General features: G+C 46.7%; 11 protein-coding genes. All 11 read left to right on the top strand.

All coding sequences use genetic code 11. The features are described 5' to 3' along the window. Positions 1-40: 40 nt before the first annotated feature. The 11 genes from GH808_RS02330 to GH808_RS02280 all read left to right on the top strand — a co-directional run bounded on the left by GH808_RS02330 (position 41) and on the right by GH808_RS02280 (position 15,445). Positions 41-988 carry a phosphate acyltransferase gene (locus GH808_RS02330; protein ID WP_186841193.1) on the top strand — a complete coding sequence of 316 codons (948 nt, stop codon included), beginning with the start codon at positions 41-43 and terminating at the stop codon, positions 986-988. Continuing rightward, the gene (gene iorA / locus GH808_RS02325) at positions 985-2,766 is read left to right on the top strand and encodes an indolepyruvate ferredoxin oxidoreductase subunit alpha (RefSeq protein WP_186841192.1); all 1,782 of its coding nucleotides are present in this window, start codon (positions 985-987) and stop codon (positions 2,764-2,766) included. Before GH808_RS02330 ends, iorA begins: the two co-directional genes overlap by 4 nt. Then, positions 2,767-3,339, top strand: coding sequence for an indolepyruvate oxidoreductase subunit beta (locus GH808_RS02320; RefSeq protein ID WP_186841191.1), 573 nt, complete (start codon positions 2,767-2,769; stop codon positions 3,337-3,339). Continuing rightward, positions 3,340-3,609 (top strand): cysteine-rich small domain-containing protein, encoded by a 270-nt coding sequence (locus GH808_RS02315; RefSeq protein WP_186841190.1) that lies wholly within the window; start codon positions 3,340-3,342, stop codon positions 3,607-3,609. 28 nt (positions 3,610-3,637) lie between these two features. Next, on the top strand, positions 3,638-4,294 hold the full coding sequence (gene plsY, locus GH808_RS02310) for a glycerol-3-phosphate 1-O-acyltransferase PlsY (RefSeq protein WP_186841189.1): 657 nt from the start codon (positions 3,638-3,640) through the stop codon (positions 4,292-4,294). 185 nt (positions 4,295-4,479) lie between these two features. Beyond that, positions 4,480-7,425 (top strand): vitamin B12-dependent ribonucleotide reductase, encoded by a 2,946-nt coding sequence (locus GH808_RS02305; RefSeq protein WP_243166068.1) that lies wholly within the window; start codon positions 4,480-4,482, stop codon positions 7,423-7,425. 258 nt (positions 7,426-7,683) lie between these two features. Then, a complete protein-coding gene (gene proB, locus GH808_RS02300; protein WP_186841187.1) occupies positions 7,684-8,493 on the top strand; it encodes a glutamate 5-kinase in 810 nt (269 codons plus the stop codon). 39 nt (positions 8,494-8,532) lie between these two features. After that, positions 8,533-8,688, top strand: a complete 156-nt coding sequence (locus GH808_RS02295) for a stress-responsive transcriptional regulator PspC (protein WP_186841186.1) — start codon at positions 8,533-8,535, stop codon at positions 8,686-8,688. 7 nt (positions 8,689-8,695) lie between these two features. Further along, positions 8,696-9,835, top strand: a complete 1,140-nt coding sequence (locus GH808_RS02290; protein ID WP_186841185.1) for an MGDG synthase family glycosyltransferase — start codon at positions 8,696-8,698, stop codon at positions 9,833-9,835. Positions 9,836-9,839: 4 nt separating this feature from the next. Next, a complete protein-coding gene (locus GH808_RS02285; RefSeq protein WP_186841184.1) occupies positions 9,840-12,488 on the top strand; it encodes a valine--tRNA ligase in 2,649 nt (882 codons plus the stop codon). Between the two features lie 293 nt (positions 12,489-12,781). Then, positions 12,782-15,445, top strand: a complete 2,664-nt coding sequence (locus GH808_RS02280; RefSeq protein ID WP_243166067.1) for a calcium-translocating P-type ATPase, PMCA-type — start codon at positions 12,782-12,784, stop codon at positions 15,443-15,445. Positions 15,446-15,510 lie beyond the last annotated feature (65 nt).

Raw genomic sequence — 15,510 nt, 5'->3', positions numbered from 1 at the left:
TAGTGTATAATATTTTATACGAAAATGTGAGGTTTTAAGGATGTTCAATGATTTTAATGCGATTTCAGATTCGGTGAGGGCGGGTTTCAAACCGTCACTCGTTGTGGCGGAAGCGGCAGAAACTGAGTTGCTAAAGGCTGTTTCAATCGCCCAAAAGTCAGTTCTCTCCGGGCTCATCCTGATCGGGAATCAGAACAAAATCCGTGATATCATATCCCGTGAAGCACTGGATCTGGGAGATGCTCAGATAATCGACATCGATGATCCGGAAGCTGCCTGTGAAAAAGCAGTGTCTCTGGTGCGTCAGGGTCAAGCCGATTTTATCATGAAGGGTCTTGTGGACACCTCTATTTTTTTGAAGGCAGTTATCGATAAAACCAAGGGGCTGATGACCGGACGGCTTTTGTGCAGCGTCATGGTTATGAAAATCGATTCCTACCACAAATTTTTATTAATGACGGATGGCGGCATGGTTATTGATCCGGATTTTGAAAAAAAACAGGAAATCATCCAGAATGCAGTCAGTCTGGCCGAACTGTTGGGGATTCATCCGGTCAAGATTGCCTGTCTTGCCGCCAAAGAAAAAGTCAATTCCAAAATGCCGGCAACAGTGGACGCTGCCGCACTCAGAGAATGGGGCAGAACATACTATGCTTCTGAAACTGTCATCATCGATGGTCCGCTGGCGATGGATCTGATCGTTTCAAAAAAAGCGGCTCAGATCAAAGGAGTCATTTCAGAAGTCGCCGGCGATGCCGATGTGATTCTGGCTCCAAACATTGAAACAGGAAATGCAGTATTTAAAGCCATGGTCCATCTGGGCCGGGCCGAATCAGCTGGAATCGTGATGGGAGCCTGTGCTCCGATCATTTTAACCTCCCGGTCTGATTCTTATCAGAACAAATTAAATTCCATCACTCTGGGTACCTATCTGGCCCAACATATGGGTGATTGTCACGAAACAAGAGAGGAGCACCAAAAGAAATGAAGAAGTTATTAACGGGAAATGAGGCCGTCGCAAGAGGGGCCTGGGAAGCCGGGGTAAAATTTGCGACAGCCTACCCCGGAACACCCAGTACAGAAATATTAGAAAATGTCGCTACCTATGATGAAATTGTCTCCGAGTGGGCGCCGAATGAAAAAGTAGCAGTTGAAGCCACCGCCGGTGCCTGCATGGGTGGGGTGAGAAGCCTCTGCTCGATGAAACACGTCGGGCTGAATGTGGCAGCCGATCCGCTGTTCACTTTTGCCGGACTGGGCGTCAATGCCGGTGCGGTCATTATCACGGCTGACGAACCGGGCATGTTTTCATCCCAAAACGAACAGGACAACCGTCATTATGCCCGCCATGCAAAAGTCTGCCTGTTCGAGCCATCCGACAGTCAGGAAGCAAAGGATATGGTCAAAGAGGCTTTCGCTGTCAGCGAGGAATATGATATGCCCGTTCTTTTCCGAATGACAACCCGTGTCTGCCATTCCAAATCCATCGTTGCATGCCAGGACCGCCAGGAAGTCACCGACCGGCCTTATGAAAAAGACGTTAAAAAATACTGTCCCCTGCCGGCCTTTGCAAAAGGCATGCAGGTCAAACTTGCCGATAATTTCAAACGTCTTGAAACCTACTCAAACACCACCCCGTTTAACTATATTGAAGACAATAAATCAGAAATCGGCATCATCGGTTCCGGAGTGGCCTACCGTTACGCGAAAGAAGTTTTCGGCGATACGGCCTCCTATCTGAAAATCGGTTTTACCTATCCACTGCCAATGGAAAAAATCGCGGCTTTCGCCAAAGACAAGAAAACTCTTTACGTGTTTGAAGAAAATGATCCGGTCATGGAAACTGAAATCAAAGCCGCTGGAATCGACTGTATCGGCAAGGAAAAGCTCCCCACCATGGGTGAGTTGACGCCGGATCGGATCCGCAAGGCCCTCTTCAATGAAACAGTTGAAACCATCCACCCGAATCCTGAAATGATCCTGCCAAGACCGCCGGCGCTGTGTGCCGGATGTCCTCACCGGGGTGCTTTCTACGAATTGGGACGCCGCAAGGACCTGATGATTTTCAGCGATATCGGATGCTATTCACTGGGCCTGATGCCCCCTTACAATGCGACGGACGCCATGATCTGCATGGGTGCCAGCATCAGCGGCGGTCATGGGGTTCAAAAAGCATTTGACATCAAGGGTGACCATTCGAAAAAGGTGGTTTCCGTTATCGGTGATTCAACTTTCTTCCATTCCGGAATTACCAGTCTGCTGAATGTTGTCTATAATAAAAGCAATACGCTGACCATCATTCTGGACAACCGCATCACCGGCATGACCGGACACCAGCAGAACCCGGGTAGCGGTTACGACTTAAAAGGCGAAGAAGCCCCGATTATCGATATCGAAGCGATGGTCAAAGCCTGTGGCATCAAAGAACTGATTACAATCGATCCGAACAACCTTCAGATGACAAAGGACGCGATCGAATGGGGACTCAATGTTGACGGACCGGCCGTCATTATCACGCGCTGGCCGTGTGTGCTTAAGAAACTATCATCGATGGACAAGGATGAATTTCCAACCGCTTTCAAACAGGTGTGCACCGTTGACGTCGAAAAATGCGTCGGTTGCAAGAAATGCCTGAAATCTGGCTGCCCGGCTTTGGCTTTTGATACCGCCAATAAAAAATCCGGAATTCTGAAAGACGTCTGCGTCGGCTGTGGCGTTTGCGCTCAGATCTGTCCCAAACAGGCAATTGAAGTGGAGGCAAGATAGATGGAAACAAAAAATATAGTATTAGTTGGCGTCGGTGGTCAGGGAACGATTACCGCGGCGAAACTCCTGACGACCGGTTTAATGGAAGCCGGTTATGATGTTAAAATGAGTGAGATTCACGGCATGAGCCAGCGTGGCGGCTCCGTCTCCTCATTGGTTCGGTACGGTGACGCGGTGCAGTCTCCTGTCATTGAAACCGGCAGCGCGGACATCGTGGTTGCTTTTGAAAAACTGGAGGGGCTCCGCTCGCTGGAATATCTGAAACCGACCGGAAAATTAGTCGTCAACGATACCGAGATTTCTCCACTGTCGGTCGTTATCGGAACCAGTACCTATCCGGACGGCATTCTGGAAGAAATAAAAAGCAAGTCGGACTGTCGCGTCATGCAGGCCTCCAAAATGGCAGATGATCTAGGTAACAATAAAGTGACCAATGTCATTCTTTTGGGATCTGTCATTAAACTGATGGGACTTGCTGAAATCGACTGGGAATCGATTATCTCAAAAAATGTCAAGAAACAGTTTATCGATCTTAACATCAAGGCACTCAAGGCCGGAATGGACGCCGTTTAAATGAACGAAGCGAGCAAAAATTTCAAATTTTTTCAGCATTCAGCCTGTGAATATTTTCCTTGTCATCATGCGGACGATCTGAGCGAATTCAATTGTCTTTTTTGCTATTGTCCGTTATATGCTTTAGGAAAGGATTGCGGCGGCAACTTTGTCTATACTGACAAAGGCGTCAAAAACTGCACGCATTGCAATTTTCCCCATAAAAAAGAAAACTACGACGGTGTGCTGGAAAAGCTAGCCACACTCATTGAACGAACCAAGATAGATTAAAAATTTAATGTGTTAGAGGGGTAGGGAAATGTCAATTATTATTGGTCTTGTTTTTACTATTGCAGCCTATTTGATAGGGAATCTGAACTTTGCATATATTCTTGTGAAATTTTTCAAGAATGAAGATGTCCGTAATTATGGAAGCGGTAATGCGGGTACGACAAATGTGCTCCGTGTTATGGGAAAGAATTTTGCCTTACCGGTTTTTATCCTGGACGCCTTGAAAGGCTGTCTGGTGGTGGTGGTCGGTCGACTGCTGGGACTTGACGCCGTTTACGATGGTATTTTTCTTGCCCTGGGCGGCATTGCTGTCGTCGCCGGACACAACTGGCCGGCCTTTCTGCAGTTTCGCGGTGGAAAAGGAACCGCCACTTCACTGGGTGTCTTTCTGACTCTGGATTGGGAAGTGGCGATCATCGCAATCATGATCGGCCTCATTGTTCTGGCGATCTGGAAAATGGTTTCTTTGGCCTCGATGGTCGGCATGACCATGCTGCCCGTCTTCACACTTCTGACCGGTCGAAATACCACCGAAATCGTTTTTGCCTTTGTCCTGTGCTTCTTCAGTGTATTCCAGCACCGAAAAAACATCGGTCGGATTATCCAGGGCCGCGAAAGCAAGCTTGGACAAAAAGTCAACATCAAGAAAAAACCAGAAAAAACCGAAAAGCCGGATGAAGATTAACGCATCCCGGCAACAATTTCATACCGCAAATATGATTAACCTCAAGGCTCGTAAAGAGCCTTTTCTTTGTGGCAGAAATCTAAAATGAAAAATACATAAAAATACATTGATATGCACTATATATATGTTTATAATTAGAAATGCATCACAATATCGTGTATTTCATTCAAGGAGGAATAGATAGATTGATCGAACTAAATCAGCTTTTTAAGCGTGTTTTTACAAAAGAACTGGAGAACTCGGACAAGACCGTCTACGATCTGTTTCAGTGGCAGACTGTCGATGTTGTTCTCAAGAACTACAAAACCGGTGAAATAATTTACGAAATGAAGGATCTGGAATTTCCGGAAAATTACTCGCAAAATGCCTGCAACATCATTGCGACCAAATATTTCAGAAGAAAAGGGATCCCCAATCAACTCGGATATGAAAACAGTATGCGCCAGGTGGCCGATCGGATGGTCGGTTTCTGGACCGATGCATTGCGTGAAGAAGGCATCATTGACTCCGCTGAGGAATGGCAGATTTTCTATGATGAGCTCGTTTATGCTTTGCTGATGCAGATGTGGGCACCTAACTCTCCGCAGTGGTTCAATACCGGTCTCAACCGCAACTATCAGATCAGCGGCTCTAAAGATGATCTCTATTATTACGATGAAAAAACCGGAATGGTGGTCGAGTCCGAAGATCGTTACACGCGGACTCAGGCAAGCGCCTGTTTTATTCTCTCAATCCAGGACAAACTGCTTGGCGAACACTCCATCTCTGATCACTACGTGAGTGAAACAAAACTGTTCAAAGGCGGCTCCGGTGTCGGCACAAACTTTTCCAATCTCCGTGCCGCCAATGAAGGCCTCACCAGCGGTGGACAATCCTCGGGGATGATGAGCTTTCTCCAGGGACTGGACCGGAACGCCGGCGCCATCAAATCAGGCGGAACCACAAGACGGGCCGCCAAAATGGTCATCGTCGACATTGATCATCCCGAAATCGAGAATTTCATTGACTGGAAGGTTAAAGAGGAACATAAAGTTCGGGCACTGGGCAAAATGGGATACGATTTGTCCATGGATGGCGAAGCCTATCAAACCGTCAGCGGTCAGAACAGCAATAACTCCGTCCGTCTCAATGCCGAATTTATGAAGGCGGTCCTGAATCTGCGAAACGAACCCGATCATAAAATCAAATTAACAGGCCGGATCGACAATTGTGTTGATCGTGAAGTGTCTGTTCAGGAATTATGGGACCGACTGAACAAGGCAACCTGGGAATGCGCCGATCCCGGCATCCAGTTTGATGACCGGTTCAATGCATGGCACACCTGTCCCGGCGGAGAAAACGGCCATATCGAAGAAAAGGCAAACCGCATCAATGCCACCAATCCCTGCTCGGAATATGCCTTTTTGGATGATACCTCCTGCAATCTGGCATCCATCAACGTTTTCCGTTTTTATAATGCGGAGGACAGCAGTTTTGAGACCGAGCATTATATGCACCTGGTCGGACTCATTCAATGCGCCCTTGAAGCATCCATCTACCATGGACAGTTTCCGACCGCGGATGTTGCCAGAAAAACATATTTATTCCGAACGACCGGCCTGGGCGTTGCCAATACTGCCTCGCTGCTGCTTGCTTTGGGATATCCCTATGATTCACCGGAAAGCCGCACCTTAATCGCAGCGATCGCCGGACTGATGACGGGTACTTCATACTACGTTTCCGGATTGATGGCTGGCAAGGTTGGTGCTTTCCCAAGCTATAAAATCAATGAACCCTACATGCAGCGCGTGATCCGGAATCACAGCCGGATTGCCGGGGCCAGAAAAGACGATTATGAAGAACTTCATTATGAACCGCTCAAAATCAATCATCAGCTTTTACAGAAAATGGGCTTCAAGGAAATCGGCACCCAACTGAAGAATTCATGGAAACTGGCTGAAGAAGCCGGGGAAGCCTACGGTTACCGCAACGCCCAGGTTTCGGTTGTCGCACCGACGGGCACCATTTCTTTCGCTATGGATTGCGGGTCAACCTCAATAGAACCTTTTTACAATCACGTTGTGTTCAAGAAACTCATCGGTGGCGGATCGATGGAAATCGTGAATCCGGTCATGGAGACCGCGCTGCATAATCTTGGCTACAACGATCCGGAGATCCGGGATATTTTAACCTATCTTCTGGAAAAAGATGACCGGGGCTATTTTATCCATGAAGGCGTAAATGGCGCCCCTCATATCAAAGCCGAGCATCTGCCTGTTTTTGATACCGCCAACACCATTTCGCCCATGGGCCATGTTTTAATGGTGTCCGCCATCACGCCGATGATCAGCGGTTCCGTTTCCAAAACGGTCAATCTCCCTCATGATGCAACTGTCAAAGATGTGCAAGACATCCATTTACTAGCCTACCGCACCGGAACAAAGGCAATTGCTGTTTATCGTGACGCCTGCAAAGCCTCTCAGCCTTTAAGTTCCGGTATGGATGACTACCAGGAAAAATCCCTTGATGATTATACCTATGCCGAACTGCTGGCTCTCGTCAAGGAGGGGTCCTCGAAGGCACTTAACCGTGTCAGACCAGAGGGTATGCGTTTAAGTCGAACCCATGCTGCAAAAATAGGGGATATTGAACTGTACATCACCATCGGTTTCTATGAAGACGGGGGCATTGCTGAAATTTTTGTTTCCACGGACAAAGAAGGAACCGTGGTGAAAGGCCTGCTTGCATCCCTTTCCAAATCCATATCGAATATGCTACAATACCATATTCCACCGGATCAGATCTCAAAAATGCTGCGGGGACAGAAATATGAGCCATCGGGTTTTGTTTCCCGACATCCCTATATTAAATTTGCTTCATCGATATCTGATCTCATCAGCAAGGTCATTGATATCGAGCATGGTGATTTCTCAAACTGCCAGGTTAAACCGAAAAATTTCACCGTTATGAATAAAACTAACCTCGTCAACAGCGTGATCCAGGATGAATCGCCAGCCGCGGTCCACATCAAAGACATTCAGGGTGAAGTCTTATACGGCGAAACCTGCAGCCATTGCGGCAGTGACCGGATGATGCGAAACGGCACCTGCAAAATCTGCCTGGACTGCGGTACCACCACCGGATGCAGTTGAAATGAAAAAATATTTTGATGTTTCAGTATTGTTTGATATAATAATTAACTAGGATGTAATTTAGGTAATTATAAAGCGATCGTGAGCTTCGCTGCCAGTTTACACGAAACAATCTTTATACTGTACGGCGGACAGTTCTCCGAACTGTTCGCCTACACGTTACAAAATCGTTTGTGTAAACTGACATCAAAACAACCTTTGTTCGATTCTTTTGAATTTCGCAATTACCGATGAGCTATATCACTTAGGAGATTATTAATGCGAGAAAAAATTAGAAAAGCGACGACGATCGTCGTAAAAATGGGAACCACTTCAATCACCCATCCAAATGGAACACTTGATTTCAAGAAACTGAACGGTCTTGCCCAGGTATTGACCGATCTTGAAAACAGCGGAAAGAAAATAGTCCTGGTATCATCCGGGGCGATTGGTGCCGGAAAGAACCGGATGGGTATGAAAGAACGTCCCAAAACACTTAAAGACAAACAGGCCGCTGCATCGGTCGGGCAGGGACTGCTGATGCAGATTTATCATAAATTCTTTGATGAATTCCATCAGAATGTCGGACAGATTTTATTGACAAAGGATGTGTTCAAACACTCGATCAAGCGCAATAACGCCATGAATACGTTCAATGCGCTGATCGAACGCGGCATTATCCCAATTGTCAACGAAAACGACTGTATTGCGACGGATGAAATTCAGGAAGAATGCTTTGGCGATAATGATATACTATCCGCGATGACGGCGGATATCGTTAATGCTGATCTTTTAATCATTTTATCGGATGTGGATGGTTTGTATGATGATAATCCCAACGTCAATGATGCGGCCAGACTTATTAAAACCGTTGTGAAGATTGACAACAACATCATGAAAACGGCCGGAAATTCCGGTTCCAGTTTAGGTACCGGCGGCATGATCACAAAGATCGGGGCTGCAAAATATGCCACCGACTGTGGCATCGATGTGGTGATCGCATCCGGTACCGACTGCAGTATTTTGTATGATATACTTGATGGTGAAGAAGTCGGAACTGTTTTTCTGAGTGAACCAGAAGATAACTGAAATAATTGATTGATACTTGATGTAAATTGGAGGGAAAATATGTTTAAAAAAATAATCGTTGGAATTTCTGCAGTCACTGCAGGCATGTTAATGGTTTTTGGTGGAATTTATTGTTGTGAAAAAAAGAGAGAAAAGGCCATCGGCGGTAAACTGATGCGGGTTAATTACCGATTCTCGAAAGAATTTGAAGACTAGGTTGAATATGTCAAAGGTATTTATTTTTACAGCATCCACAGGAGCTGGTCATAATTTAGCAGCACAATCATTAAAGGAATCACTCGATGATGCGGGTTATCAAACAGAAGTTTTCGATGCTTTTAAGGAAATAAATGTAGCCCTTGACCGTCTCATCAGCAAAGGCTATCAGCAAATGGTGATGAGTGTACCAAAGCTCTACGAGCAGATGTACAATCAGTTCAACAGCATGAATCGCTTTCAGCAGGGTATCTTCCAGGTCCTGACAAGGATCATGAACCCCGATATTGTTCCTTTAATTAAATCCGGCAAACCGGATTTAATCATTACAACCCATCCATTTGTCACCAATGTGCTGGGCACCCTCAAAGAACACCACGCTTTTGATGTCCCCGTTCTTTCGATTGTTACTGATTATAAGATTCATACCGTTTATTTAAAAAAAATGATTGATGCCTATGTGGTCGGCAGCGAGTATACCAGGCAGACCATGGTAGAAAAAGGGGTTGATGAAAACATCATTTTCCCCTATGGCATTCCCATTCGTCAGACCTTTCTTGAAAACAATCATCTTGAGAAAAAGGAGACGGCGGATGTGGCCGGTACGATTCTTTTGATGGCCGGAAGCCTGGGCAGCAAGCAAATGGAAAAAGCGTTTTCTTCGCTGTTGAAGGTAAAAGAAAGAATCAGGATTATCGTTGTCTGTGGAAACAATGCCCGAATCGAAAAAGAAATTAACAGTCTCAATAGCCGCGAAATCAATTCAAACAAAATCGTGGAAATTCATGGTTTCGTCAATAATGTTTCCGAGCTGATGGACATGTCGGATGCCATCATTTCCAAACCGGGTGGACTGACGACAACCGAGGCCATCGTGAAAAATATTCCGATGATCATTCCATTTTACTATCCCGGACAGGAAGAAGAGAATGCCGATTATCTGGTGGATGGGGGAATGGCAATCAAAGTGGATAAAATCAAAGATTTAACCTCAATGGTTGATTTTTTATTTGAAAATAAGTATATTATCAAGCGCATGTCCGAAAACATGTCGGAAGAAGCGCAAAACCGTTCGATGACCAAAACCATTGAACTGTGTCAAAGTCTCATTGAAAAGCAAGACCATAAAGAAAAGATCAGCAGGTGAAGAAATGAAAAAAGAAATGTCAAAAACATATAATCCAAAAGAAGTTGAAGACAAAACCTATGCTTACTGGCATGAAAAAGGATACTTCAAGCCGGAGATTCATCCCGACGGAGCGCCTTTTACCATTGTGATGCCGCCGCCGAATATTACCGGCCAGCTCCATATGGGTCATGCATTTGACGGAACCCTTCAGGATGTTCTTGTCCGATATAAGCGCATGGATGGTTTTTCTGCGTTATGGCTGCCGGGAACGGACCATGCCAGCATCGCCACCGAAGTTAAAGTGGTGGACAAGCTGCGTGAGGAAGAAGGCAAAACCAAGCAGGATATCGGTCGCGAAGCCTATCTGGAACGCGCCTGGGATTGGGCTCTGACTTACAAGACCCGCATCACAAGCCAACTCAAAAAACTGGGGGCTTCCTGCGACTGGAGCCGGGAACGTTTTACAATGGATGAAGGCTGCAATCAGGCGGTCAATGAAGCGTTTGTCAATCTTTATGAAAAAGGACTGATTTACAAAGGCAGCCGCATCATCAACTGGTGTCCAACCTGTAAGACAGCTCTGTCTGAGGCAGAAGTTGAATATGCGGAACAGCAAGGCCATCTCTGGCACATCCGCTACCCGTTAGCCAGCGAAGACGGCTATCTGGTGGTTGCCACCACGCGACCTGAAACGATGCTGGGGGACAGCGGCGTTGCCGTCAATCCGGAAGACGAACGTTACCGCCATCTGGTCGGGAAAACTGTTATTCTGCCGCTGCTGAATAAAGAAATACCGATTGTCGCCGATGAATACGTGGATATGAAATTCGGAACCGGGGCGGTTAAAATGACACCGGCCCATGATCCCAATGACTACGAGGTCGGGCTGCGTCATAATCTGGAACAGATCCGCGTCATCAGCGATGACGGAACCATGAATGAACTGGCCGGAAAATACAAAGACCTGGACCGTTATGAATGCCGCAAGGCCGTTGTCAAAGATCTGGAAGACTTGGGACTGCTGGAAAAAATCGAAGAACATCAGCATAACGTCGGGGAATGCTACCGCTGTAAAACTACCGTCGAAACCCTCACATCGGAGCAATGGTTTGTAAAAATGGAACCCCTTGCAAAACCAGCGCTGGAAGCTGTCAGAAACCGTCAGACTGAATTCATCCCGGATCGTTTCAGCAAAATTTACTACAATTGGCTGGAGAATATCCGCGATTGGTGTATTTCCCGTCAGTTGTGGTGGGGACATCGTATTCCCGCCTACTACTGCGGCGATTGCGGCGAGATGATTGTGGCAAAAAAAGCGCCCGCAGCCTGCCCAAAATGCGGTGGTACCCAGATCACTCAGGACGAGGATGTACTGGATACCTGGTTCAGCTCCGGACTCTGGCCGTTCTCTACTTTGGGTTGGCCTGACAGCACCGCTGATCTCAAGAAATTCTATCCCACATCGGTGCTTGTCACTGGTTATGATATCATTTTCTTCTGGGTCGCCCGGATGGTTTTCATGGGACTTCTCGAAATGGGAGAAACCCCTTTCAAAGATGTCTATATCCACGGACTGGTAAGGGATTCCCAGGGTCGGAAAATGAGCAAATCTCTTGGCAACGGGATTGATCCCCTCGAACTCATCGAAACCTACAGTGCCGATGCCCTGCGCTTCACCATCATCACCGGTAATTCCGCCGGAAATGACATCCGCTGGCAGGATGAAAAAGTTGAGTCCAGCCGTAATTTCCTGAATAAAATCTGGAATGCCGCCCGATTTGTTCTGATGAATCTTGATGATGATATTATGGAAAAGAAAGATGCCGCTATGGCGCATCTTGAAAACACCGACAAATGGATTCTAAGCCGCATGAACACAGTGGTCCAGGAAGTCAACCATAATATGGAAAAATATGAATTGGGGATCGCCGCTTCAAAAGTCTATGATTTTGCCTGGAACGAATACTGCGATTGGTATATCGAACTGGTGAAGCCGAGACTCTATGGTGATGAGGAACAGACAAAGATTTCTGCGCAGTATACACTACGTGTGGTACTGGATACGATTCTGCGGCTACTGCACCCATTCACGCCATTTATTACCGAAGAAATCAACAGTTATTTACCAGGCGCTGACGGCGATATTATCATTGCTCAGTGGCCGCATTTCAATGAAGCCGATGTTTTCCCTGAAGATGAAAAAGAAGTGGTATTTCTGATGGAGGCCATTCGCAGCATCCGGAATATCCGAGCCGAGATGGATGTGCCGAATTCGAAAAAAACGCAGCTGTTCATGATTTCAGAAAACAGCAAACACCTGTCATTGATGGAATCATCACTGCTCTATTTCCAGAAACTGGCATCCGTCTCATCGATTCTGGCAATCAGTAAAGAGGAGGTCCAGGAGAACTACGTTTCCGCAGTAGTGGACGACCTGGAACTTTATATCAATCTGGATGAACTGGTCGACCGGGAAAAAGAAATTGCCCGCCTGTCCGCCGAGAAAAAGAAGCTTGAAGAAGAAATCAACCGAGTCATTAAAAAGCTGTCAAACAAAGGTTTTACCGATAAAGCACCGGAAAAAGTAGTCGAAGGCGAACGCGAAAAACAGCGTCGCTACCAGGAGACCCTGCAGAAAGTTCTGGAACGCCTGGATTATTTCAATCAATAGAATTTATTTCAATCAGTTACATAGGCTGAATAAACTCATCTCTGATGGGTATTAATATAATGAGCCCTTTATTTCATCAATTTTGTTGACACACAAATATTTTGAAATAAAGGGCTTTTATAACATTTCATACGATGAGCCTGAGTGAAGGCCAGTATTAATGTAGTATCGACAATTGTTACATCGTGTTGGTTGCATCAGAACGGATATCTCGAAGAGTGTCCGAGCTGCAGCAACCAACTGATTAACAATTGGTTGGTACGGGTTTAGCAACAACCTAAGGAGGATTTTGATTGAATAACAAAGCAAGCTTTTTATCCACTGCTTCAGAACTAGAAGCTATTTATGAAGTCGATCCTCGGATGGGATTGAGCAGCGAAGACGTCTCAAAGCGGATTCAGGTTTATGGCAAGAACCGGATGGATCAGGGTAAAACGCCTTCATTCGCGAGTCTGTTCTTTGCTCAGTTCAAAGACTTCCTGATTCTTGTGCTCCTAGCTGCCGCCGTTATTTCCGGCATCGCGGGTGAAATCAGCGATGCGATGCTGATTATTGTCATTGTGATCATGAATGCACTGATTGGCACCGTTCAGGAAAAGAAAGCCCAAACTTCAATGGCAGCTTTGAAGCGGCTGACCATACCGGAAGCAAAGGTCCTGAGAAATGGGAAGCGTGTCATCGTCAAATCAGATGATCTGGTTCCCGGCGATATCGTCTATCTGGATGCCGGTGATTTTGTCCCGGCCGACGGCCGTTTAATTGAGGAAGCCTCTCTGAAAATAACGGAAGCCTCCCTGACCGGAGAGTCAGTCCCGGTTGATAAGGATACCACTGCGATCACTGATCCTTTAACAGCACTGGGAGACCGCAGCAATTCCGTCTATATGACCAGTCTCGTCAACTATGGCCGCGGCCAATTCATTGTTACCGCAACCGGAATGAACTCGGAAATCGGGAAAATAGCCGGTATGATTCAGGGAACCCATTCCATCCAAACCCCGCTTCAAAAGCGTCTGGATGAGCTTGGCCGCATCCTTGCAAGCGGTGCAATCTTTGCCTGCGTCGCCGTTTTCGCAATTGGACTGATTCGCGGCGGTGACCCACTGCTGCTGTTTTTGACTGCCGTCAGCCTGGCCGTAGCCGCCATCCCGGAAGGGTTGCCGGCAATTGTCACCGTCGTATTGGCGATCGGCGTTCAGAAGCTCGTATCAAAGAATGCGCTCATCCGAAAGCTGCCGGCTGTCGAAACTCTGGGATGCGCTTCCGTTATCTGCTGCGATAAAACCGGAACCCTGACCCAGAACAGAATGACGATAGAAAAAATCATTGCCAATGATCAGATCCAAAACGCATCCGACCTGAAAGCAAAAATCATGAATGGTCCTGAAAAAATGATCGTGGAAATCGGTATGCTCTGCAATGATGCCTCAATCATCACCAGTAAAGACGGTGTTCAGCAAATCGGTGATCCAACCGAGGTAGCCATGATCGATCTGGCCGAAAGTCTCGATTATAATCAATCTGCTGTCGCAATGAAGCTTCCCCGGGTCGGCGAGCTCCCCTTTGATTCCCAACGCAAGATGATGACAACCATCCATCGGGTCGGGGATACCTGGTACAGTTTTACAAAAGGGGCGCCGGATATCATGCTGGAGCGGGTGCGCTATTATTTCAGAGACAATCAGATTATTCCGATGAATGATGAACTGGCACGCGGACTCACTGATAAAATTAATATCCTGTCGGACCAGGCCTATCGGGTCATTGCCTATGCCTACCGACAGTATGACACCATGCCGGAAGTCTCAGCCGAAAATTTGGAACATGATCTCATTTTCTGCGGCATGACCGGCATGATTGATCCGCCACGAGAAGAAGTGAAAGAAGCCATTAAAATCTGTAAAAGAGCGGGCATCAAAACCGTGATGATTACCGGCGACCATAAGAATACGGCCGTTGCCATCGCAAAACAGCTTGATCTTTTTGAAAAAGACAGTCTGGCCTATACGGGTACCGAACTTTCTGAAATGAACGACAAGGAATTGCATGATCGAATTAAAAACATTGCTGTTTTTGCCCGGGTGGCTCCGGAACACAAGGTGCGTATTGTGAATGCCTGGCAAAGAAAAGGGCACGTTGTCGCAATGACAGGAGACGGCGTCAACGATGCTCCGGCTCTGAAAAAAGCGGATATCGGATGCGCGATGGGGATTACCGGAACCGATGTTTCAAAAGAAGCCGCCGAAATGATCCTGACCGATGATAATTTCGCAACCATCGTAGCGGCGGTCCGAGAAGGCCGCGGCATTTATGCCAATATAAAAAAAGCGGTTCATTTTCTTTTATCCTGCAATATCGCTGAAATTCTGATTTTATTCATGGCAACGATCATCGGATGGGTGCAGCCATTACTGCCCATCCATATTTTATGGATCAATCTCATTACGGATAGTTTACCGGCCCTTGCTTTGGGGGTGGAAAAAAACAGCGCCGAGATCATGAACGAAAAGCCACGAAGTCCCAAAGAGAGCATTTTCGCTCATGGCATGGGGGGACGGATCGTTTTTCAGGGAATGGTACTGGCGGCCATCACCCTGATGGTTTATCAAACAGGATTTGCCAATTATAATGTCGAAGTGGCGAGAACCATGTGTTTTGCGGTACTCGGCTTTTCTCAGATAACGCATGCCCTCAATGTGCGTTCTCAGAAGAACTCCATCTTTTCAAGCAGATTATTTACCAATCCGTATTTATGGGGGGCGCTGGGGATATCCTGCGTTCTACAGTTAGCCGTGCTGCTGGTCCCGGCTTTCCAGTCCGTTTTTAATGTGGTAGCTATGAATACAGCGCAATGGTTTGTTGTATTTATCGGTTCGGTTTGCCCAATCCTGGTCGTGGAACTGACAAAACTGATCGGGCACGTGATGCGGAAATATTTTATTCAAACAAAAAAATGAAACCCTTTCAATTTATCAACCGGCCTCACAGCGACGAACACCGTAAGGATGCCGTCATTCAGGCC

The organism is Acetobacterium fimetarium (assembly GCF_014284475.1).
Classification (GTDB): Bacteria; Bacillota; Clostridia; order Eubacteriales; family Eubacteriaceae; genus Acetobacterium; species Acetobacterium fimetarium.
The sequence above is the reverse complement of the archived record's forward strand: the minus strand, read 5'-3'. Positions and strand labels throughout refer to the sequence as shown.

What these genes read in the sequence shown, in the direction of transcription:
- iorA (WP_186841192.1), top strand. Translation starts at nt 985, where the DNA reads ATGAAGAAGTTATTAACGGGAAATGAGGCCGTCGCAAGAGGGGCCTGG.
- GH808_RS02290 (WP_186841185.1), top strand. Translation starts at nt 8,696, where the DNA reads ATGTCAAAGGTATTTATTTTTACAGCATCCACAGGAGCTGGTCATAAT.
- GH808_RS02330 (WP_186841193.1), top strand. Translation starts at nt 41, where the DNA reads ATGTTCAATGATTTTAATGCGATTTCAGATTCGGTGAGGGCGGGTTTC.
- proB (WP_186841187.1), top strand. Translation starts at nt 7,684, where the DNA reads ATGCGAGAAAAAATTAGAAAAGCGACGACGATCGTCGTAAAAATGGGA.
- GH808_RS02315 (WP_186841190.1), top strand. Translation starts at nt 3,340, where the DNA reads ATGAACGAAGCGAGCAAAAATTTCAAATTTTTTCAGCATTCAGCCTGT.
- plsY (WP_186841189.1), top strand. Translation starts at nt 3,638, where the DNA reads ATGTCAATTATTATTGGTCTTGTTTTTACTATTGCAGCCTATTTGATA.
- GH808_RS02295 (WP_186841186.1), top strand. Translation starts at nt 8,533, where the DNA reads ATGTTTAAAAAAATAATCGTTGGAATTTCTGCAGTCACTGCAGGCATG.
- GH808_RS02285 (WP_186841184.1), top strand. Translation starts at nt 9,840, where the DNA reads ATGAAAAAAGAAATGTCAAAAACATATAATCCAAAAGAAGTTGAAGAC.
- GH808_RS02320 (WP_186841191.1), top strand. Translation starts at nt 2,767, where the DNA reads ATGGAAACAAAAAATATAGTATTAGTTGGCGTCGGTGGTCAGGGAACG.